Here is an 18234-nt window from a genome sequence, read left to right on the forward strand (position 1 = left end):
CGTTATACAAGCGTATATAGCCGGTAAGTTGGAAAAATACCTGCAAATCAGGTATGGTTTGAAACTGTAATCCCGCAACATAATAGTCCAGAAGGGAAGGCATCCGATTAGAGGTGCTTTCCATGTCCGACCATGATGCAGATCAACCCCAAGGCGAAAACGTCACTCTATCAGAAGGCGATTGCCTCGCCGTTCTCGCTGAGCTTCCCGAAAACTCATTCGACGCGATCGTAACCGATCCCCCGTATCACCTCGCGTCTATCGTGAAGCGCTTCGGCGGGCCGAATGCGGCCGCGGCGAAAGAGGGCACCGACGGCCTCTTTCAGCGATCCTCTAAGGGCTTCATGGGTAAGGAATGGGACGGCGGCGACATTGCCTTCCGTCCCGAGACGTGGGCCGCCTTGCTGCGGGTTGCCAAGCCCGGCGCACATCTGGTCGCCTTCAATCACTCCCGCACATTCCACCACATGGCGACCGCGATCGAGGCGGCCGGTTGGGAAATCCGCGACTCGATCTTTGATCTTTACGACACCGCCGACGCTTGGGCCGACTTCCTCGATACCCTCACTGCCGATCAGTCCAAAGGCTTGCACCGCGCGCTTGCCGGGGCCGACGGCCCGTTGATGGGCTGGCTTTACGGGACCGGCTTTCCAAAATCTCACGACGTTGCGGCCGGGATCGACATGCTGCGCGACGATCACGCCGAAATCATCAAGGTCACTGCATGGATCGCCGAGGCTCGCGATCGTGCCGGTCTGACGAACGCCAAGATTGACGAGGTGTTCGGGACGAATGGCATGGCTGGTCACTGGACGACAAGAGGTGCGCAGGCCGCTATTCCGAAGCCCGACCAATGGAACCGGCTCAACAGTCTTTTTGCAATGTCGGTCCCCGCCGAAATCGAGGACCTGGTCGATCGCCTGAATGACCGCAAAGGAAAGCCCGGCGAGGCATGGGGTCAGCGCGAGGTCGTCGGCGAGGAAACATATTCCCGGACTGATAACGGATCGTGGGCCGAGCATGTCGAAAGCGGCATGTTCAAGGGCGGCGAGCGCACCCGAAAGATCACCCGCGCAACCGCGGCGGCTTCGCAATGGGAGGGGTGGGGGACCTGCCTTAAGCCCGCGATTGAGCCGATCGTCCTCGCCCGCAAACCCCTTGCCGCCGGGTCTGTCGCCCGCCAGACGATTGCGACCGGGACCGGCGGCCTCAACATCGACGCCGCTCGCCTGCCGGACGGTAATCGCTGGCCTGCGAACGTGACGCATGACGGTTCGACCGAAGTTTTGAAGCGGTTCCCCTTTGATGAAACCGGCTCTTTCGGTCGGTTTTTCTATTCATCCAAGGCCAGCAAAGCCGACCGCGCCGGGGCAAAGCACCCGACGGTCAAGCCTCAAAGCCTGATGCGCTGGCTTGTTCGTATGACGACGGCCCGCGGCGGTCTTGTCCTCGACCCGTTCGGCGGGTCCGGCTCGACCGCTTGGGCGGCCGCAACTGAGGGTCGCCGCTGTCACCTGATCGAGCGCGACGCCGAATACGCCGCTCATATCCGGTCCCGCCTTCCTGAATTTGACCCGACCCGAATTGCCGAGGCCGCCGCCGCCCGGGCCAAGTCGGCCGCTGAAAGCGCAACCGACGATCAACCCTCTCTGTTTGGAGAAATCACAAAATGAACACCGCATTGCGCATAAACCCGACCCGCGCCGAGGAATTGACCTCTTTTGCCAACCCCAAGCTGCTGCACTTTCTGGCGGCCGCCGCCCGGGCCGAGGCCGAGCGCCGCCCGCTGGCCCGTGTCGCCGGTCTGGATGGTGCAAACCTGATGCTTTTCCGCGCGACCGCGATCGAGCGCGGGTTTCTGGATCACGGAACCGACCGGCTGACCCGTGCGGGGTGCGTGTGGGCCGCCGGTCAGTTTGCCCCCTTTGCCGCCCTTCTGACCAGAACCACGCGGGAGTCCTGATCCTATGTCGTCGCCCTATCCACGCCGCCCCCGCCTGCTGATCGCGGCCGCCTCGATTGTCGTTTCCAATGGGGGCGCAAAGGTCAGGCCGCTGGCTGTCGCTCTTGCAGATGAGGCCGCACTGGAATCGGCCCGGCACAATCCCGGCCCGGGCGAGATTTTCCACACTTGGGCGGCCCACGTCCAAGCGGTCGCTGACCTGATCGCCTCGATCAATGCGGACGAAACCGCCCGCAATCTCTTGCCCCGTTCCTCTCTCACCGTCGTTAAGTAAGGACCCCCGCCATGCCTGCGATTACACCTGATCACGCCGCCGCATATCTTCGCCACACCGTAGGGACTGAGCCGATCCGCGAGATCGCACGCGCCGACGGGGTTCACGCTTCTACCGTCCTGCGCCGCATCCGCTCAATTGAAGATGCGCGGGACTGCCCGATCTGGTCTCAGATTTGGGACGACATTTCCCGCGAGTATGCCGCCCCCAAGACCGACGCCCCGCGCGGCTTCGACCTTGCGTCGCTGCTCTGCTACCTCGGCACGTCTGTTTGCGAAGTTTCGGCCGCGCTCGCGACCGCCTCTATCGGCCGCAAGTCTACGGTCTCGATTCTGGTCGGGGTCGAGACATCCCGATCCCCTGTCCTGCAAAATGGCGACCAGGTCGCGACGATCTCCCGCGCGGCCGCCCTTGGTCTTGTCCTGTCCGGCGCGGCACGCTGCAAGCCGGGACAAGGGACCGTCCGGGTCGCCCGACTGGAATTGACCGGCGTCGTCCCGGACGTTCTCGCCGGGATCGAGACGCCCCCGGCTGTCAAGCCTGCGGCACGCCGGATCGCAGCCGAAAGCCGCAAGAGGTACGGCCCGACATACGGCTCGACGCTGGTCGCTCAAATGGAACGGTCAGGCAGCATGTCCGCCGCAAAGTTTGACGCCGAGCATATCGCGCTTGTCTGGTCGATGATCGAGACCGCGCAAACCGATCCCGCGCGTTTTCTGGACGCAATCGCCGACCTCAATATCGGCGAGACACTTCCCCCGATCTTCAAGGCTTTGATTGTGGACGGCTTGGGGTTCGAGGCGACCGAAAAGTCCCTCGGCTGGCCCGCCCGGTCCTGCAAAATGATCTTTCTGATCGCGCTCGATCTGGCCCGCGACCGCGGCTATGCGGCCTGACCCATGGCAAAGGTCGAACCCCTCGCGCCGCGCCCCTTTCCCTGCATGGTCTGCGGCGTAGAGCCTGCCCCTTATGGTCTCGGCTGGCCGGGCTTCAAGGATGCGCGCCCGGCGGCGATCCGCAACGCGGGAACCTTCCGGCACTGCGGATCGGTCGAGTGCAACGCTCAAGGCATCGCCCGGATGCAAACGGCCGCCCGCACCCCGTTCCCATGGTCCTCGACGCTCTACCCGAAAAAGGTCCGCGACCGGGTCGCCGAGATCACCGGGGAACCCCCGCCCCGACCCCCCGCGCCCTCACCGCCGAAACCTCAACCCCCTGCAAACGACAAACAAGGACTCCTGTTATGACCAAGAAAAAGCCCACGACCACACTCAAGAAACCCGCCCCGAGCCTTTCCGGGTCCGTCCATCCCGAAGGCGCACCCGTGCATGAAAACGGCAGCGTGAAGACGGACGCACCGGTCGATAATTCTGCCACGCCGGAAGCACCCGACGCGCCGGAAAAGTCTGACACCCCCGAATTTACCATGCCCGCCGACGCAAAGCTGTCTGTCGGCGATCTTGAAACAAACTGCCCGGACCCCGAGGCCCTGATTTCGCAAAACCTAGAAGACAAAGAGGCCCCGTTCATGGATGTTCCCGAGGGGTGGACCGAAAGCGCGGTCTGGACCGGCACCGGCTACCTTGACGTCCTCGATCCTGATCCTCTCGCGATCAAACTCGCCGAGATCGCCCGCGGCCTCGCCCGTCAATACCGCTTCGGACCGGCTCTGTTGGACGACTACACGGTCGCCGAGCATTCCGTCGGCGCGTTCCGTATCATGCGGGCGATCGGAATTGACGAGGGTTGGAGTGACGAAAATCGCCTGAATTTGGAGCGCGCCGCGCTTCTGCATGATGCGCCCGAGTATCTGATCGGCGACATGCTGTCCCCGATCAAACGCCAATGCCCGGCATACCGGGACATCGATGCGTTCATATCGCGCGCCGTTGAAGTCCGTTTCGGTCTGCCCGCCTTCATTCTGGAATGCGACGAAGTCCGGCGCGTTGACCAGCTTGCGGCCGATACCGAGGCCCGGGTCTTTATGCCGGACATGCCCGCTTGGCCCGGCATGTCCGACGGCCACCCGGACGGCATTTGCCGGACCACGAAACCGGCCGCCTACTTCCTGCGGGTCGCTGACAGTCTGGGGCTGCGCTGATGGGGTCTTTCGCCGCCTTCTTTATTGCAGCCCTCGGCGTCGTCGGGATCGTCGGGGCCTTCATTCTCGGCGGGATCATTGATGTGATCCTGAGCGCCTTCGGCGTCCCGAAATTCGTCTTTCCGATTGTCCTGTTGTGCCTCGGCGCATTGGCGATCTGGGGCGAGCGGCGCTGATGGCCCTCTCCGACGACGTCAAGAAAAAGGTCTCACTTGTGGCCGAGGCTGCGCGGGTTGTCACATGGGACACCCGCAAATCCTCGCCCAAGCGGGGCGATTACTGGTCGCCCTGTCCCTTTCACGGCGAGGCGACGCCCTCTTTCCATGTGACGGAAAAGCCCGGCACCCCCGGGCAGTTCTATTGCTTTGGCTGTTTCGCAAAAGGGTCTGTGATCGACTTCGTCATGGCGCTGGACGGCGTCTCTTTCGCCGAAGCGGTGAAGCGCCTCGCGGACAGCGGCGGCGTCGGCCGAGTTGTAGACCCGGTGCAGCAAAAGCGCGTCCGGGACGAAGCGGCCGCCCGTCAAGCGGAGGCCGAGGCCGAGGACGAAGCTAAGGCCGAGCGCCACCACGCGGCGGCGTTGCGGCTCTGGCATGACTGCGGTCCGAACCATATCGGTCCGGTTGCGGACTACCTGATAGGTCGCGGGATCGACATTGCCGCCCTCGGCGGCGTCCCTGCAACCTTGCGCTATCACCCGAATTTGCCCGCCCGATCAGAGTCAGGCGAGATCATCCATCGCGGCCCGGCAATGGTTGCCGCGATCGGTCGCGGCCGTCTGATCGGCGTTCACCGGACATGGATTGACGGCAACGCCCGCGCCCGCCTTCCCGATGGGACCAAAATCCCCAAAGCATCCCTTGGCCGCACCGGGTCGATCTATGGTCAGCCCGTTCGCCTGACACCCCCCGCCCCGGGCGGCGACATGATCGTCGGCGAGGGGATCGAAACCACACTGGCGGGGCTTGTCCGGTTTCGCCGGGATATGGGCGACAACGTCGCCGCCGAATGCGCGCTGAACCTCGGCGCACTGACCGGCCCGGCCGACCCGGACGCCCCGGCCGAGGGTATATCCGCCGCGACCGGCAAGGCCCTGCCGTCCCCGCGCCCCTTGATAGGCCCCGACCGCCCCGGCTGGCTTCCGGCCGAGCCGGTTCACTTCTGCATGATCCTCGCCGATCCCTCGACCAAATGCCCCGAGACTGCCCGCCTCAACGCCGAGCGCGCCCGCGCCAAAATCAACCCCCATTGCACCCATGCCGCGAGCCTCGCGATTCCCCTCGACCGTTGGGATCACGGCGACGACTTCGCCGACCTCGCCAAGAAAGGACTCCTTAAATGACAAAAACCCCAGAAATGCCCGCCGACTTCGCCGCGATCAAATCCGAGATTGACGCCGCAAACCTCACACCCTGGTCGAAAGCGCGCATTCTGTCGGCGCTGTCCGACATGGCTTGGATCAATCCGCCTGCGGTGGACGGGTCTGCGATCGAGGCCGCGGCCGACGCGATCTTTCAGGTTCGGCAAGGCTGCAAGGCCGATAAGGTCGTCGGTCATGCGCCCTTTGATTATTGGGCCGCCGAGGCTGCGCTGGCGCAAGTGACGCCGCGGCTCGACCTTCTGACCGTGATCGAGCATCATATCACCTTTTCGCTTGAAACCTTCGGGCCGGGCGAACGTCTCGCCGGGACGCTCGATCATTTAAGGGGTGAGCTGGTCGAGATCGAAGCCGATCCGCACGATTGCGAGGAATGGGTCGACGTGATCCTGCTTGCGATCCAAGGCGCAGCCCGCCACGGTCACAACGCCGAGGCGATCGCCGCGAAATGGCTTTTCAAAATGGCGAAAAACAACGCCCGGACTTGGCCCGACTGGCGCACGGCCGATCCCGACAAGGCGATCGAGCATATCCGCGGTAACAAAATGAAAACCGATTGCGTTTGCGGCGGATCGGGCATGGTCTCCGGGCTGCCGGGTCTTGTTGAATACTGCCCGCGCTGCCGTCCACATGAGCGGGCCGACGCGGAATGATAAAGGCGACGCAAGCGGACGTCGACCGCTTCCTGCGGTACGTCCGCGTCCTGCCGTGCGGTTGCTGGTTCTGGATCGGCGGCCGGTCCAAGGGGCGGGGCAATAAAATCCCATATGGCACCTTTAACGTGAACGGCCGCGCCGTCCGCGCGCACCGCTTTGCGTCGGAGGTCCTTGGGCGTCAATCCTGCCCGCCGGGACACCATCGGGATCACACGTGTTGTTTTTCGCTCTGCGTCCACCCCGATCATATCGAGGTCGTGACGGCAGAGGAAAACCAGCGTCGCAAGATCGCCCGGAAGGCCGCCCCGCCCGCATTCAATCTGGAAGGCTGATTTATGCCCGACAATCGAAAACTTCCCGCCGCAACCGCGGCGGCCGCTCTGACGATGGCCGAGCGCCTGCGCCTCGAATTGAACGACACCGACAACGCCGCCCGGCTTCTGTCCGTTCATGGCGAGGACCTGGTCTTTGTGGACGGTAAGGGCTGGTCTGTCTGGGATGGCTCGCGCTACTCTTTCCGGTCCGGCGGCCTTGCGGCGCTGGAAATCGGATTGCGTCTGCGTGAGATCATCCAAGAGGAAGCCGAGGCCGCCCGCGGGATGCTTGAATTTCCCGAATTTCAGATCATGGCCCGTTTGGAGGAAAGCCGCACCCGCCGGACGAAGCCGATCCTTGTTGACATGGACGCCGCCCGGGCCGAGTTGACCCAAGAGGCCGTCACGAAGCTGAAAAACCACGCCACCAAATGCGGCAACCTCGACAAGGTCAGAAAGGCCCTTGAGGTTGCCGAGGTCCGCAGGCGAGTCGAGGTTGACGATCTCGACAATGATCCCTTTGCGTTTGTCGTGACAAACGGTCAGGTCGATCTGCGAAAGGCCGCCGCTTGGGACCCTTCTGGCTTCACCGACGAACGCGAGGCCCGGGCCTCAAAGGCCGAGTGGCTGCGCCCGACGGATCGGGGCAGTCTGCCGTCCAAATGCGGCGGCGTTGCCTTCGATCCCCACGCCGAGGCCCCGGGTTGGCTCAAGTTCATAGAATTGATCCTGCCCGACCAAGAGGTCCGGGACTGTGTCCAGCGTATCCTTGGCGCGACCCTGCTCGGCGAAAACCGGGCGCAGGTCTGCATCATCCTGCGCGGCCCCGGCGGGAATGGGAAATCGACGCTCTTGAACGGCCTGCAAAACGTCCTTGGCACAAAGGACGGGTACGCCGCCCCCTGCAAAATCGAGATGTTTCTGGAAACCGGGAACAGTTCGAGCGGCGGGCCGACGCCCGAGGAAATCAACCTGCCCGGGGCGCGCGCCTACATCGCCACCGAACCCGGCGCGCGGGACATTCTCTCGGCGAAAAAGATCAAGGGCCTGACCGGGGGCGACAAACGCATGTCCCGGGGCCTGAATAAGGATTTCTTTTTCTGGACGCCGCGGGGTGTACCTATCCTGTCCTGCAACCGGACGCCGAAGATCAAAGATGAAGATGAAGGCACGCGCCGCCGCTTGGTTTTTGTCCCTTTCGAGGTCAATCTAAGGACCCTTCCGATCGAGGAACAGCGCCCACAAGCCGAGGTTGAGACGGAATTGCGGGCCGAGGGGTCCGGTATTCTGAATTGGCTTCTGGACGGTTTTTCAGAGTTCATGCACCGGGGCGTTGACATGCCCGAGTCCATGCAGGAATTGAAATCGTCGCTCATGCAATCGGCCGACCCTGTCGGCGTATTTCTGGACGACATGGTCGAGATCGACCCGTCGTCGCGGATCAAGGTCACGGACTTTTACAAGGTCTATGAGAAGTGGTGCGACGAAGCCGGGCACACGCTTTATCAGTCAAAAACGGTCCGCGAGATCATGGTCGAAAAGGGTTTCGATAACAAGAAATACCAAGGCTATCACAGATGGAAGGGCCTGACGTGGGCCGCCGATGCAGCCCCGATCGTGACTGCGGTTTTGGGCGCTGATGCTGTCCCCCGCACCCCCTTACCGCCCGAAGCGCCCCCTTTCTGACCCCCGCGCCCCCTTGGGGATTTTAAGGGGACTCCCCCCTTTTCCCCCTATCGGGGCGGGGGGAGAAAAGCGGAGCGATCCCGGGGGATCGCAAGGGGAATGTGGCCCCCGCCGCTCCCCTGACGGGGGCGGGGACGAAAATGCAGGCCGCCTAATCGGCGGCGAGAACATGAAGGCGAAAAACGACAAATGGCGAAAGCGACAAAAACGACGGCAATACTTCCCCTAGTTCCCCTTAAATTCCCCTTTGAAACAATATCTAATCTATTGAAAAGAAACAATAAGGGGAGAGAGGGGAAAAAGGGGAGGGGGTCCGTCACATGAAGGAAAATTACTATAGAAAAAAACAGAATGGATAGGGCGAAAACGCTCCCCTTCCTCCCCCTGATCCCCCGACATGAAAAAAGAGGCTGTGAAATGACCAAAAGAAAACCCGCGCCCCTCACACTCCCGGCATTCATCCTGCCCGCCGACGGCGACACCGGCACAAGGGACGCCGAAGGCCGCCCGATCCGCGCCCCGCTGGCCCGGAGGGCTGTTGAATTGACCTCGATCGAGGTTCGGTCCCTTTCTCAACCTGACGAATCGGTCAGGTATGGCGAGGAAACAACCGAGCGCGAGCGCATTCCGGTCTGGCGTGGTAAAATCCCGGGCGCGATCTCTGCCCTGCCTGTAACGGATCGCGAGGCTTTGGCCGAGTATGCCTATTTTGTGTCACACGTCGGGGCGTCCTCTGGGGGCTGCGATCCGTCCGGCGGGGGTGGCGGCACGCGATCAACCCCGACCGGGCCTAACCTGTCCCGGATCGAGGCCGCGCAGGCGCTCGGCCGGGTCCATGATGCGCTGCAAGGCCGTCTTTTACAGGCGCATCCCCGCGCCCGCGTCCTGACATATCGACGCCTTGTCGAATTGCTAGCGGTTGATGAGATAAGCCCGAGCGCAATCGCCCGCAAGCTTGATTACACACCCAAAGACCGGCCGTCCCGCCCCGCTTTCGCTGCCGTCAAGTCTGCAATCCCAGAGGCGGCGGCCCTTGTTGCGACCGCGCTCGGGCACCGATCGGACATTCGGTTAGATTGACGAAATCCCGCAACACGCGCTCGGCCGTGCTATATCCCTTGGCATAGTCGAGGAATTGCGCGGCGGAACGGGTTTCTTGCTCTCCCCGTTCTGCCCCTGACCTTGACACCGCCGCCCGGCTTGAGCCTCGACCGCACCCGAGGATCGCCGGGCGGATTGCGTTCGGGGGGTATGATGTCGATCAAGCACAATATCAAAGACCTTGAACGGGGCCTGAATAACGCGGCCCGCAATCAAATTCCTTTCGCTGTTTCCCTCGGGATCAATAAGACCCTAGAGGACGTGAAGCGAAACACCGACAAGCGCATGTTGCGCATCCTCGACAATCCGACCCCCTTCACTATGCGCGCCTTTCGCGTCTTTAGATCGACAAAGCGTCGCCTGACCGGATCGGTCAGGGCGCAACGGATACAGGCCGGATACCTCAAGTGGGCAGAGGAAGGCGGAACACGCACTCCGAAGGGGCAGGCGATCGTCGTCCCTGTCGGTCAGCGGGTCAACAAATATGGCAACATGCCGCGCCGCTCGATCGGCCGCCTATTGGGCCGGGCTGACACGTTCTCGGGATCACCCGGCGGGCGGTCTGGTCGGGGCGGTATCTACAAGAGAACCAAGCGCGGCTTGAAGCTTATGGTCGCTTACGTTTCCCGGGCGCGTTACTCGGATCGGCTTCGCTTTGTCGAGACCGCGACCAAGACCGCCGACGCCCGCTTTGCTGTCCAAATCGAACGGGCTTTAGCCGTGGCGCTGAAAACGTCCAGATAAAGGGCCTTTGGGTCCTCTCTGGCGTCCAGCGCACACGGGTAATTCGCGCCCCGTTTTGTGGGGGTTTTTATTCTTCGCCGCGACTTCGGGTTTGGGTTTCTGTTGTTGTTCCCCGCCCTTGGAGGTCCCGACCATGTCCGACGAAATCAAGTCCGACCTTCGATCTCTCACCGCCGCCGAGGCCGATCTGGTCTCACGTTACCCGTTGCCCGATGGGGTCCCGGACGCGCTGGTGAATAAGACACAACTGGAAACCGCCCTTGGCGTTTCCGGCGTTACGATGGCGGCATGGATACGCAAGGGCCTGCCCTGCGAGCAAGAGGGAACCAACGGCCGCGCGTGGCAGTTCCGGCTTTCCGTCGCTTTCGCTTGGAATGCGGCGCGGCAAGCCGAGGACCGGGCGCGGGACGCCGAGGCGGAAGCGGCCTCGCAGCAATTGGCACTTGCCCTTGTCGGCGAGGGCGGTCTGGGCGCGAACGCCGGTCTTAGTCTTGCCGAGCAAAGACAGATTTTAGAATTGGAACACGTTCACGCCGTTGCCGCCCGAGACCGCGGCGAGTTGATCCGGCGGCCCGAGGTTGTCGAAGGTTTCGAGGTTGTGTTTGCCGCGATCCGGGATGCGCTCGACGCACTTCCCGACCGTCTGGCCCGCGAGATCGGGGTCGAGGGTCGCGATCTGGAACGGATCGAAACGGCCTGCGACGACGTCCTCGCCGCGGCCGCCCGCAAGGTGACGGCAATCATTGGCGAGGTTGATCTGGAACATGACAAAGGCACCTTATCAGGCTGACCCGCTGCCCCCGTGGGCGACGGTTGACCAAGCGATCGCCGAAGCGCTTCCAAACCTGAAACCTCTTGCGCGGGTATCGGTCTCGGAAACGGCACCCCGGCGCTCGATCGAGACCGGCGGGCAGTGGGTTCCTTGGCGTCCTGATGTCGCCCCGTACATGAATGAGCCGGGGGACCTGATCACGTCCCGGCGGTTTGACTCCGTGGCCTTCGTCGGCCCGGCCCGATCCTCGAAATCCGAGGGGCTTGTTATCAATCCTCTTGTTCATGCGATCTTGGCGCAGCCCCGCGTCGTCGCGGTGTTCTCGCCGAAAAAGGACGCCGCGAACGAATGGTCAATCGGTCAACTTGACCCGCTGATCCAGAATAGCGACGAATTGCGCGAACGGCTTCTATCCGGCAAGGGTGGCGACAATATATTCGGCAAGAGATTTCGCGGCGGTTGCCGTGTGACGATCGACTGGCCGGTTAAATCCAAACTTGCGCAGCGCTCGATATCGCTGGTGATCGGAACCGACTATGACGCTTTCGACGCGGACATAGGCGGCGACGGCGAGGCTTTCCCGTTGATGCGCAAGCGGACAGAGGCCGCCGGATCGCGAGGCATGACGGTTGTCGAGTCCTCGCCGCGCAAGCCGATCCTGAATGAAAACTGGACCCGGAAAACCCCGCATGAGGCCCCGCCCTGCGAGGGGATTGTGGGCATTTACAACCGCGGGTCCCGCGGCCGTCTTTACTGGACTTGCCCCGAGTGCCACGACCAATTCGAGCCGACCTATGATCGGCTTGCCTTCCCCGATGAAGGATCGCCCGCTGATCGCGGGGCAAAGGCTTACATGGTCTGCCCGCACTGCGGGGGGGTGATCGAAGCCCGGCACAAGTCGGAAATGAACGCAATCGCGCAATGGCTGCATGAGTGCGAGGGGGGCGAGATCGTCCCGATCCGTGATCTGAAACGGAACGTGGCGACCGCCTCCTACTGGTTGCCGGGTCCGGCCGCCGCGCTTGCGCCTTGGTCGCGGATCGTGAGCCGCGTTCTTGAGGCCGAGGAAACATATGCCGAGACCGGCGGCGAGACGGCTTTGCAGGCCGCCTATAACGTCGAGTTGGGCTTGCCCTACCTGTCCCGCGCCCGGGGCGCGGCCGAAGGTCTGACCGCCGACGCCCTACGCGATCTGGCGTCGCTTCACGCTTGGCAGGAATGCCCGCCCGAGACGCGGTTTGTCACGGTCGCGGTTGACGTCCAGTCGGGCCGATTTGTCGTGCAGGTCGAGGCTTGGGGTCCAGACATGGAGCGCGTCGTTATCGACCGCTTCGATCTCTTTACGCCCGTGGGCGGTGACGACGGCCGCCGCCTCGATCCGGCGAAATACGCCGAGGACTGGCTGGTTCTGGAACCGCTCGCAGACAAGGTTTATCCGGTCACGGGCGCGGCTCATGGCCTGCGCCCTCTCGCCGTCGTGATCGACATGCAGGGCGAGGCAGGGGTCACCCCAAACGCGCGGACCTTCTGGCGCGACATGAAGTCGAAACACCGCGGCCGGTTCTTCCTGCAACGGGGCCGGGGCGGCGACAACGTCAAGCGCGCCGCGCTTCTGTACCCGGAGACGGCGCATAAGGGCAAAGATCATGTGGCCCGGGACGTCCCGGCGATCAACACCGGGACCGACCGGCTCAAGGATGAGATTGCGGCGTCCTTGCTGCGGGACGAACCTGGTCCGCGCAAGCTGCACATTTCAGCCTACGCCCCGGCGGAAGTCTTTGACGAGTACGCGGCCGAGCGCCGAGGCCCAAAGGGATGGGAAAAGCGCCCCGGCGCGATCCGAAATGAAGCGCTTGACCTGTCGGTTTACGCGCTGGCCCTCGCGATTGTCCTCGAAATCGAGGCGGTCGATTGGGACAACCCGCCCGCGGTTCTGCGGCTTGGCCCGGATAACCCCCGGGCAGTTCCGCTCGGCGATCCCGACACCCTGGTCGAGGACCCGGACAGCCCGGAAGTCTCCGCACCACAACCTAAAGCCAAGACGCGCCGAGGATGGGGCGTCCGGCGGGGAGGTAGCAATTGGTAAAGTTTATTCCCTTGCGGGCATGGCTCGCGCTGGCCGCCGTTCTGGCGGCGTTTGCACTTTATCAGGTCGGCGTCCTGTCGGGCGCTGCGGTCGAGCGATCCGAGGGCAATGCCCGGGACGCTGCGACCGCGTTTGAAACTCTGGAAAGGATGAATGATGCGGATACCAGCCGCGGCGATCCCGCTTCTGATCTTGACTGGCTGCGCCAGCGAGGCACCGCCGAACGCACGGGTCGCCCTCGATAGGTTGCAAGACCTCGCCACCCCCCACGCCGCCGCCCTTGCGGGCGAGGATGTCACCGAAATGCGCCGCACCGGCCGCGATCTGATCGCCTCGATCGACGCCGCCGCCGGACCTCAATAGACAAGGATTCCCCCTATGAGTCTAAGCGTCAACGAAGTCAAAATCCTTGGCAATGTCGGGGAGGACCCGCAAATCCGATCCTTTGAGAATGGCGGTCGGGTCGCGAATTTCTCCGTTGCGACCTCGCGTCGCTGGAAAAACCGCACCACCGGCGAAGTCGAGGAAAGGACCGAATGGCACCGGATCAATGTCACGGCGGATCATCTTGTAAAGGTCGCTGCGGATTTCTTGCGCAAGGGGTCAAAGGTGTTTCTTTCGGGTCGCCTTGAGACCCGAAAGTGGCAAGACCAGTCGGGGCAGGATCGCTATTCGACCGAAATCGTCCTCGCGCCCTATGAGGGGGTTTTGATTTCCCTCGATCGCCGCGAGGGATCGGGTGGATCGGCCGGATCGACCGGGTCCGAGACCCCGCCCCCGTCCCGCGATCTGGACGACGAAATCCCATTTTAATCTGAAAGGCTGATGCGATGCACGCTTCTGAATTGATCGAATATCTGACCGGACTTGTCGAGACCTTCGGCGACCTCCCGGTCCATACACTTGACGGCCCGGCCGAGGACGTTTGCGCCCTTGCCGACGACGATACTGTTGCCGCCGAGTGTTCCCCGCGCGGCGCTGTCTCGATCCTGATCGAGTGAGTCGCGCCCCGCGGTCGAGCCACTTCCCGCTTTTCCGATGGATCGGGCGTCTCCGCCTGATGTTCGGGGTTCTTCGCCTAGCGTCGAACACCCGGCGCGCCTCGCTCTGGCGCGCTGTCCTGACCGGCTTTGGCCGGTCGGTCCGCCTGAAACCCTGACAATCGAGGTCATACCATGACTGACACGATCCCCGCCCGCCTGACCGCGGGCGATGCTTGGTCTTGGGGTATGCCCGAGACCCTTTCCGCCTATCCGTCCCCTTACTACGCGCTCGCCTTGACCCTGTCTTTGCAAGCCGGGGGGCCGGTCACGACGTTGAATGCCGTGGCCCTCGCGACCGCTTGGCGCTTCACTGTCGATTCTGCCGTGACCTCGACCCTGTCGCCGGGCGTTTATGCTTGGGCCGTGCTGGCGACTGAGGTGGGCACCGGAAACCGGACGACGATCTGCCGGGGCACCCTCACAGTTGACCCGGACCCGGCCACCGCGACCGGCGACACCCGGTCCAATAACGCGCGCATTCTGGACGCGATCGAGGCGACCATCGAAGGCCGCGCCACGAAAGACGCGGACGCTTGGACGATCGAGGGCCGGTCGATCACCCGGACACCGATCACTGATCTGATCCGTCTTAGGAATATCTATTCCGCCCTTGTGGACGCCGAGCGCGGCCGGTCAGCCCCCTTTAAGGTTCGGAGGGTCACGCATTGAAACTGCCGTTCTTTGGTCGCCAACCCGCCGCTGTGCCTGAGACCTCGACCCGGGTCGAGCCTGTTGTCGCGCAGCGGTCCTACCGGGCCGCTTATTCGCACCGCCTTGCGAAGGGCTTCACGACAATGGGCGCAAAGACGCCGCGCGAAGAGACTGCCCGCGAGATACGTGGGCTTGTGGGGCATTCGCGGCACGCCGCCCATAACTTCGACCACGCCCGCGCCTACGAAATGCTCGTCCGGCGTCATGTGATTGGCCAAAACGGCATTCGCCTACAAATGCGCATTACCGACCCTGACGGCCGCCCTGACAAGCTCGCGAATGAAAAAATTGAGGCAGGTTGGAAAAAATGGGGTCGAAAGGGATCGCCGTCGATCTGCGGTCGGTTGTCTTTTTGGGGGATCGAATGTCAGATCGCCACCGCCATCGCCCGCGAGGGCGGGGCCTTTGTCAGGCTGCACCGCGGCCGCAAAGGCGGCCCCTTTGGTTTGCGCCTTGAGCCGATCCTCTTCGATCTTCTGGACCTCGATCTCACGCAGCCCATGGCGGGCGGCGGATATATCGAGTCCGGGATTGAGTTTGACGAAGATGGCCGCCCGCTCGCTTTCCATATCTGGGAAACCTCGCCGGGATCTTCACATATGGGGACCCGGCACAGGCGACGCATTCCCGCCGCGGATATGGTTCAAATCCTTATCCCGGAGGAAATCGGCCAGTCTCTTGGCATTCCAAGGTCAGCAACAGCCCTGCGGTTGATGAATATGGCTGACGCCTTCCAGAAAGCAGGCATGGAGGCGGCGCATTTTGGCGCGGCGGCCATGCTGTTTTTCAAGCGCAACGCAGACTCGTCCGTTCTATCCGGCACCGACGACACCGCGGACGACGGCGGCCCGCCGATCGACCGGATCGAGGCCGGGACGATCCTTAATCTGCCCCCGGGCGTCGAGCCGGTTCGACCGGACTCGCATTACCCGGACGCCGCGGTCGAACCCTTCATGCGTAATATGAACGCTTCGACCGCGGCGGGTCTTGGTGTCTCTCGCGAGACCCTGACCGGCGACCTGACCGGCGCGAATTTTTCCAGCCTGCGCGCCGGGAAAGGCGAGGAAAGGGACGAATGGCGCATGTTGCAACGCGCCTTTTTCGAGTCGTTTCACGATGTCGTTTTTCAGGCTTGGCTGGAAACTGCGCTTTTAACGCAAGCGATTGGTTTGCCGATTGAGAAAATCGACAAATTCGACGCGGCCGAATGGCGTCCGCGGGGCTGGCCTTCGGTCAACCCCAAAGACGACGCCACCGCGGCAGAGAAAGACCTCGCACTCGGGCTTCGGTCCCGTCGCGAGATCGCCGCCGAGCGCGGCCGGGACATTGAGGAAGTCGATAAGGAAATCGCCGAGGACAAAGAGCGCGCCGAGCGATTGAAACTCAATCTCGGGTCCTCGCCGCCGAAACCCCCCGGTCCCGCCCCCAATCAAGAGGATTCCGATCCATGACATTGAAGATTGCCGCCCGCTCCACCCGAGCGGGCGAAATTGTTTCTGCCCCGGCCGAAGACAGCCGCGAGGTTGAAATCTCGTTTTCCTCCGAGGCCCCGGTCCTGCGGGCGTTCTGGGATGAAGATGCCGAGGACGTTCGGCACTACCACGAAGTCTTGGGCCACGCTCCTGGCGAGGTCGATCTGGCGCGGCTCAATACCGGGGCCGCGCCGCTTCTCAAGGACCACGAAGCCCGCATCGATTCCCAGATTGGGGTCGTTGTCCGGGCCTGGACCGCCGAAGGACGCGGCCGGGCTGTTGTCCGGTTCTCGACCAATGCGGCGGCGGACGACGTTCTTGCCCGTGTCCGGGCGGGGGACGTGACTTGCGTGTCCGTTGGTTACGGAATCACGCAGGCGGAAAAGGACGGGACGGCCGAGGACGGCCGCCCGATCGTGCGGGCGGTCAACTGGGCCCCCCGTGAAATCTCTTTCGTCGCGATCCCCGCAGACCCGTCCGTTGGTTACGGCCGGGCTGCGCAATCCGACGTGGAAACCCTCTCAATCAATGAAAGTGCAGATATGCCCGACCCAATTCCTACCCCCGAAGACACGCACAACGATCCGACACCCGCACCTGCGCCGGTCCCTGCGCAGCCGAAAGGCCCCGGCCAGGACCTGCAACGCGCCATGCGTGATGAGCGCGCCCGGATCGCCACGATCGACGCCATGGCCGAGCGCTTTAATGTGCCCGCCGATGTTGCGCGCGCGGCCAAGAAAGATGGGGTGTCCGTTGATGCATTCCGCGAAATCGTTCTCGACAAGCTGGACTCCGAGCGCGGCGAAGCAACGCGCGCCAAGGCCACTGAAATCGGTCTGACGCAACGGGAGACCAAGTCTTTTTCTGTTGTGCGCCTTCTGCGTCACCTGTCGAACCCGGATGAGCGTCGCTTTGAACAGGATGCGGGCTTTGAGATCGAAGCGGTCCGCGCCGCGAATGGCCAGCACAAGGGTCAAGTGCGTGGTGTGATCCTGCCGACCGAAGTCATGCGCGACCGTCCGTCGAACCCCGCCTCCCAGGTCCACGCGATCCGCGCGGCGGACCAATTCGCAGGCACCCCCTCGCTCGGCGGCAACATTGTCGACGAAACGCTTATGGCGGGTTCCATGATCGACATCCTGCGAAATATGTCGGTCCTGCCCCGTCTGGGTGCCCGGGTCTTTTCCGGTCTTGTGGGGGACGTCGCATTTCCCAAGCAACTCACCGACGTCACCGCATATTGGATTCCCGAGGATGGTAGTCCGGCGAAATCGGCGATCACTTTCGGTCAGGTGAAAATGACACCGCACACGGTTGCCGCGATGAACGAAATCTCGCGGCGTCTGTTGATTCAAGACGCTGTTTCGGTCGAGGCATACGTGCGTGCCTCCATCATGGCTCAAATCGCGCTCAAGATCGACAACGCGGGTTTGAATGCTGACGCGGACCCTGACGCCCCGGCGGGCCTCGGCGCGGTGTTCGCGCAGGGCGGGTCGGGTATTCACCATGTTGACCTCGCCGCCGCCGGGCAGCCGACATATGTCGAGACGGTAAAGCTTCGGACGGCTGTCAAAAAGGCGAACGCCCTGCAAGGCTCTTTGGGTTACGCGCTTTCGCCGGACGTCGAAGAACACCTCCTGACCACACCCAAATTCGGCGCGGGCGCGGAAGTGCCGATCATGGTCGAAGAAGGCCGTCTCGGGGGTTACTCCGCTGCATGTTCGAACCAAGTCGAAGACGCGGACCTTTGGTTCGGCAACTGGTCCGACTTCTACATGGGTCTTTGGTCCGGCGTCGATCTGCTGGTTGACCCCTACAGCAATTCGGGCAGCGGTGCGGTTCGGATCGTGGCCCACCAAGACGTCGATTTCGCCATCGCGCGCGAACAGTCTTTTGCCTTGGGCCGCCGCACCAGCGCCTAAGACCTGGCTGT

Annotated in this window: 21 protein-coding genes; all 21 read left to right on the top strand. The window is 62.9% G+C overall.

The features are described 5' to 3' along the window. Positions 1-122 precede the first annotated feature (122 nt). The 21 genes from H7847_RS19825 to H7847_RS19925 all read left to right on the top strand — a co-directional run bounded on the left by H7847_RS19825 (position 123) and on the right by H7847_RS19925 (position 18223). Positions 123-1673 (top strand): DNA methyltransferase, encoded by a 1551-nt coding sequence (locus tag H7847_RS19825; protein ID WP_227271217.1) that lies wholly within the window; start codon positions 123-125, stop codon positions 1671-1673. Continuing rightward, positions 1670-1963, top strand: coding sequence for a hypothetical protein (locus H7847_RS19830; protein ID WP_227271218.1), 294 nt, complete (start codon positions 1670-1672; stop codon positions 1961-1963). The genes H7847_RS19825 and H7847_RS19830 overlap by 4 nt, the downstream gene beginning before the upstream one ends. A 4-nt stretch (positions 1964-1967) precedes the next feature. Next, positions 1968-2237, top strand: coding sequence for a hypothetical protein (locus H7847_RS19835; RefSeq protein WP_227271219.1), 270 nt, complete (start codon positions 1968-1970; stop codon positions 2235-2237). Positions 2238-2248: 11 nt separating this feature from the next. After that, positions 2249-3133: a DUF6456 domain-containing protein gene (locus H7847_RS19840; RefSeq protein ID WP_227271220.1), complete on the top strand. Its 885-nt coding sequence runs from the start codon at positions 2249-2251 to the stop codon at positions 3131-3133. Positions 3134-3136: 3 nt separating this feature from the next. Then, positions 3137-3484: a hypothetical protein gene (locus H7847_RS19845; RefSeq protein WP_227271221.1), complete on the top strand. Its 348-nt coding sequence runs from the start codon at positions 3137-3139 to the stop codon at positions 3482-3484. Beyond that, on the top strand, positions 3481-4338 hold the full coding sequence (locus tag H7847_RS19850) for an HD domain-containing protein (RefSeq protein WP_227271222.1): 858 nt from the start codon (positions 3481-3483) through the stop codon (positions 4336-4338). The genes H7847_RS19845 and H7847_RS19850 overlap by 4 nt, the downstream gene beginning before the upstream one ends. Further along, complete coding sequence (locus H7847_RS19855) at positions 4338-4514, top strand: hypothetical protein (RefSeq protein ID WP_227271223.1); 177 nt, start codon at positions 4338-4340, stop codon at positions 4512-4514. The genes H7847_RS19850 and H7847_RS19855 overlap by 1 nt, the downstream gene beginning before the upstream one ends. Further along, positions 4514-5680: a CHC2 zinc finger domain-containing protein gene (locus H7847_RS19860; RefSeq protein WP_227271224.1), complete on the top strand. Its 1167-nt coding sequence runs from the start codon at positions 4514-4516 to the stop codon at positions 5678-5680. The genes H7847_RS19855 and H7847_RS19860 overlap by 1 nt, the downstream gene beginning before the upstream one ends. Then, positions 5677-6369 (top strand): dATP/dGTP pyrophosphohydrolase domain-containing protein, encoded by a 693-nt coding sequence (locus H7847_RS19865; RefSeq protein WP_227271225.1) that lies wholly within the window; start codon positions 5677-5679, stop codon positions 6367-6369. The genes H7847_RS19860 and H7847_RS19865 overlap by 4 nt, the downstream gene beginning before the upstream one ends. Beyond that, the gene (locus H7847_RS19870; protein WP_227271226.1) at positions 6366-6704 is read left to right on the top strand and encodes an HNH endonuclease; all 339 of its coding nucleotides are present in this window, start codon (positions 6366-6368) and stop codon (positions 6702-6704) included. Before H7847_RS19865 ends, H7847_RS19870 begins: the two co-directional genes overlap by 4 nt. Positions 6705-6707: 3 nt before the next feature. After that, on the top strand, positions 6708-8372 hold the full coding sequence (locus tag H7847_RS19875; RefSeq protein ID WP_227271227.1) for a DNA primase family protein: 1665 nt from the start codon (positions 6708-6710) through the stop codon (positions 8370-8372). A gap of 417 nt (positions 8373-8789) precedes the next feature. Continuing rightward, positions 8790-9452, top strand: a complete 663-nt coding sequence (locus H7847_RS19880; RefSeq protein ID WP_227271228.1) for a hypothetical protein — start codon at positions 8790-8792, stop codon at positions 9450-9452. A gap of 174 nt (positions 9453-9626) precedes the next feature. Beyond that, a complete protein-coding gene (locus H7847_RS19885; RefSeq protein WP_227271229.1) occupies positions 9627-10217 on the top strand; it encodes a hypothetical protein in 591 nt (196 codons plus the stop codon). A gap of 133 nt (positions 10218-10350) precedes the next feature. After that, on the top strand, positions 10351-11007 hold the full coding sequence (locus H7847_RS19890; protein ID WP_227271230.1) for a terminase small subunit: 657 nt from the start codon (positions 10351-10353) through the stop codon (positions 11005-11007). Continuing rightward, positions 10982-13075, top strand: coding sequence for a terminase gpA endonuclease subunit (locus H7847_RS19895; protein WP_227271231.1), 2094 nt, complete (start codon positions 10982-10984; stop codon positions 13073-13075). The genes H7847_RS19890 and H7847_RS19895 overlap by 26 nt, the downstream gene beginning before the upstream one ends. A gap of 153 nt (positions 13076-13228) precedes the next feature. Then, positions 13229-13438 carry a hypothetical protein gene (locus H7847_RS19900; protein ID WP_227271232.1) on the top strand — a complete coding sequence of 70 codons (210 nt, stop codon included), beginning with the start codon at positions 13229-13231 and terminating at the stop codon, positions 13436-13438. Positions 13439-13453: 15 nt separating this feature from the next. Beyond that, positions 13454-13888, top strand: a complete 435-nt coding sequence (gene ssb / locus H7847_RS19905; RefSeq protein ID WP_227271233.1) for a single-stranded DNA-binding protein — start codon at positions 13454-13456, stop codon at positions 13886-13888. A gap of 17 nt (positions 13889-13905) precedes the next feature. Further along, positions 13906-14076 carry a hypothetical protein gene (locus H7847_RS19910; RefSeq protein WP_227271234.1) on the top strand — a complete coding sequence of 57 codons (171 nt, stop codon included), beginning with the start codon at positions 13906-13908 and terminating at the stop codon, positions 14074-14076. A 174-nt stretch (positions 14077-14250) separates the two neighbouring features. Then, positions 14251-14787 (top strand): hypothetical protein, encoded by a 537-nt coding sequence (locus H7847_RS19915; RefSeq protein ID WP_227271235.1) that lies wholly within the window; start codon positions 14251-14253, stop codon positions 14785-14787. Beyond that, on the top strand, positions 14784-16280 hold the full coding sequence (locus H7847_RS19920; protein WP_227271236.1) for a phage portal protein: 1497 nt from the start codon (positions 14784-14786) through the stop codon (positions 16278-16280). The genes H7847_RS19915 and H7847_RS19920 overlap by 4 nt, the downstream gene beginning before the upstream one ends. Then, positions 16277-18223: a phage major capsid protein gene (locus tag H7847_RS19925; RefSeq protein ID WP_227271237.1), complete on the top strand. Its 1947-nt coding sequence runs from the start codon at positions 16277-16279 to the stop codon at positions 18221-18223. The genes H7847_RS19920 and H7847_RS19925 overlap by 4 nt, the downstream gene beginning before the upstream one ends. The last annotated feature ends 11 nt before the right edge of the window (positions 18224-18234 follow it).

This window comes from Roseobacter weihaiensis, assembly GCF_020622345.1.
Lineage (GTDB): Bacteria > Pseudomonadota > Alphaproteobacteria > Rhodobacterales > Rhodobacteraceae > Roseobacter > Roseobacter weihaiensis.

What these genes read in the sequence shown, in the direction of transcription:
- H7847_RS19830 (WP_227271218.1), top strand. Translation starts at nt 1,670, where the DNA reads ATGAACACCGCATTGCGCATAAACCCGACCCGCGCCGAGGAATTGACC.
- H7847_RS19845 (WP_227271221.1), top strand. Translation starts at nt 3,137, where the DNA reads ATGGCAAAGGTCGAACCCCTCGCGCCGCGCCCCTTTCCCTGCATGGTC.
- H7847_RS19880 (WP_227271228.1), top strand. Translation starts at nt 8,790, where the DNA reads ATGACCAAAAGAAAACCCGCGCCCCTCACACTCCCGGCATTCATCCTG.
- H7847_RS19825 (WP_227271217.1), top strand. Translation starts at nt 123, where the DNA reads ATGTCCGACCATGATGCAGATCAACCCCAAGGCGAAAACGTCACTCTA.
- H7847_RS19900 (WP_227271232.1), top strand. Translation starts at nt 13,229, where the DNA reads ATGATGCGGATACCAGCCGCGGCGATCCCGCTTCTGATCTTGACTGGC.
- H7847_RS19855 (WP_227271223.1), top strand. Translation starts at nt 4,338, where the DNA reads ATGGGGTCTTTCGCCGCCTTCTTTATTGCAGCCCTCGGCGTCGTCGGG.
- H7847_RS19870 (WP_227271226.1), top strand. Translation starts at nt 6,366, where the DNA reads ATGATAAAGGCGACGCAAGCGGACGTCGACCGCTTCCTGCGGTACGTC.
- H7847_RS19915 (WP_227271235.1), top strand. Translation starts at nt 14,251, where the DNA reads ATGACTGACACGATCCCCGCCCGCCTGACCGCGGGCGATGCTTGGTCT.
- H7847_RS19885 (WP_227271229.1), top strand. Translation starts at nt 9,627, where the DNA reads ATGTCGATCAAGCACAATATCAAAGACCTTGAACGGGGCCTGAATAAC.
- ssb (WP_227271233.1), top strand. Translation starts at nt 13,454, where the DNA reads ATGAGTCTAAGCGTCAACGAAGTCAAAATCCTTGGCAATGTCGGGGAG.
- H7847_RS19850 (WP_227271222.1), top strand. Translation starts at nt 3,481, where the DNA reads ATGACCAAGAAAAAGCCCACGACCACACTCAAGAAACCCGCCCCGAGC.
- H7847_RS19835 (WP_227271219.1), top strand. Translation starts at nt 1,968, where the DNA reads ATGTCGTCGCCCTATCCACGCCGCCCCCGCCTGCTGATCGCGGCCGCC.
- H7847_RS19910 (WP_227271234.1), top strand. Translation starts at nt 13,906, where the DNA reads ATGCACGCTTCTGAATTGATCGAATATCTGACCGGACTTGTCGAGACC.
- H7847_RS19875 (WP_227271227.1), top strand. Translation starts at nt 6,708, where the DNA reads ATGCCCGACAATCGAAAACTTCCCGCCGCAACCGCGGCGGCCGCTCTG.
- H7847_RS19890 (WP_227271230.1), top strand. Translation starts at nt 10,351, where the DNA reads ATGTCCGACGAAATCAAGTCCGACCTTCGATCTCTCACCGCCGCCGAG.
- H7847_RS19865 (WP_227271225.1), top strand. Translation starts at nt 5,677, where the DNA reads ATGACAAAAACCCCAGAAATGCCCGCCGACTTCGCCGCGATCAAATCC.
- H7847_RS19860 (WP_227271224.1), top strand. Translation starts at nt 4,514, where the DNA reads ATGGCCCTCTCCGACGACGTCAAGAAAAAGGTCTCACTTGTGGCCGAG.
- H7847_RS19840 (WP_227271220.1), top strand. Translation starts at nt 2,249, where the DNA reads ATGCCTGCGATTACACCTGATCACGCCGCCGCATATCTTCGCCACACC.
- H7847_RS19925 (WP_227271237.1), top strand. Translation starts at nt 16,277, where the DNA reads ATGACATTGAAGATTGCCGCCCGCTCCACCCGAGCGGGCGAAATTGTT.
- H7847_RS19895 (WP_227271231.1), top strand. Translation starts at nt 10,982, where the DNA reads ATGACAAAGGCACCTTATCAGGCTGACCCGCTGCCCCCGTGGGCGACG.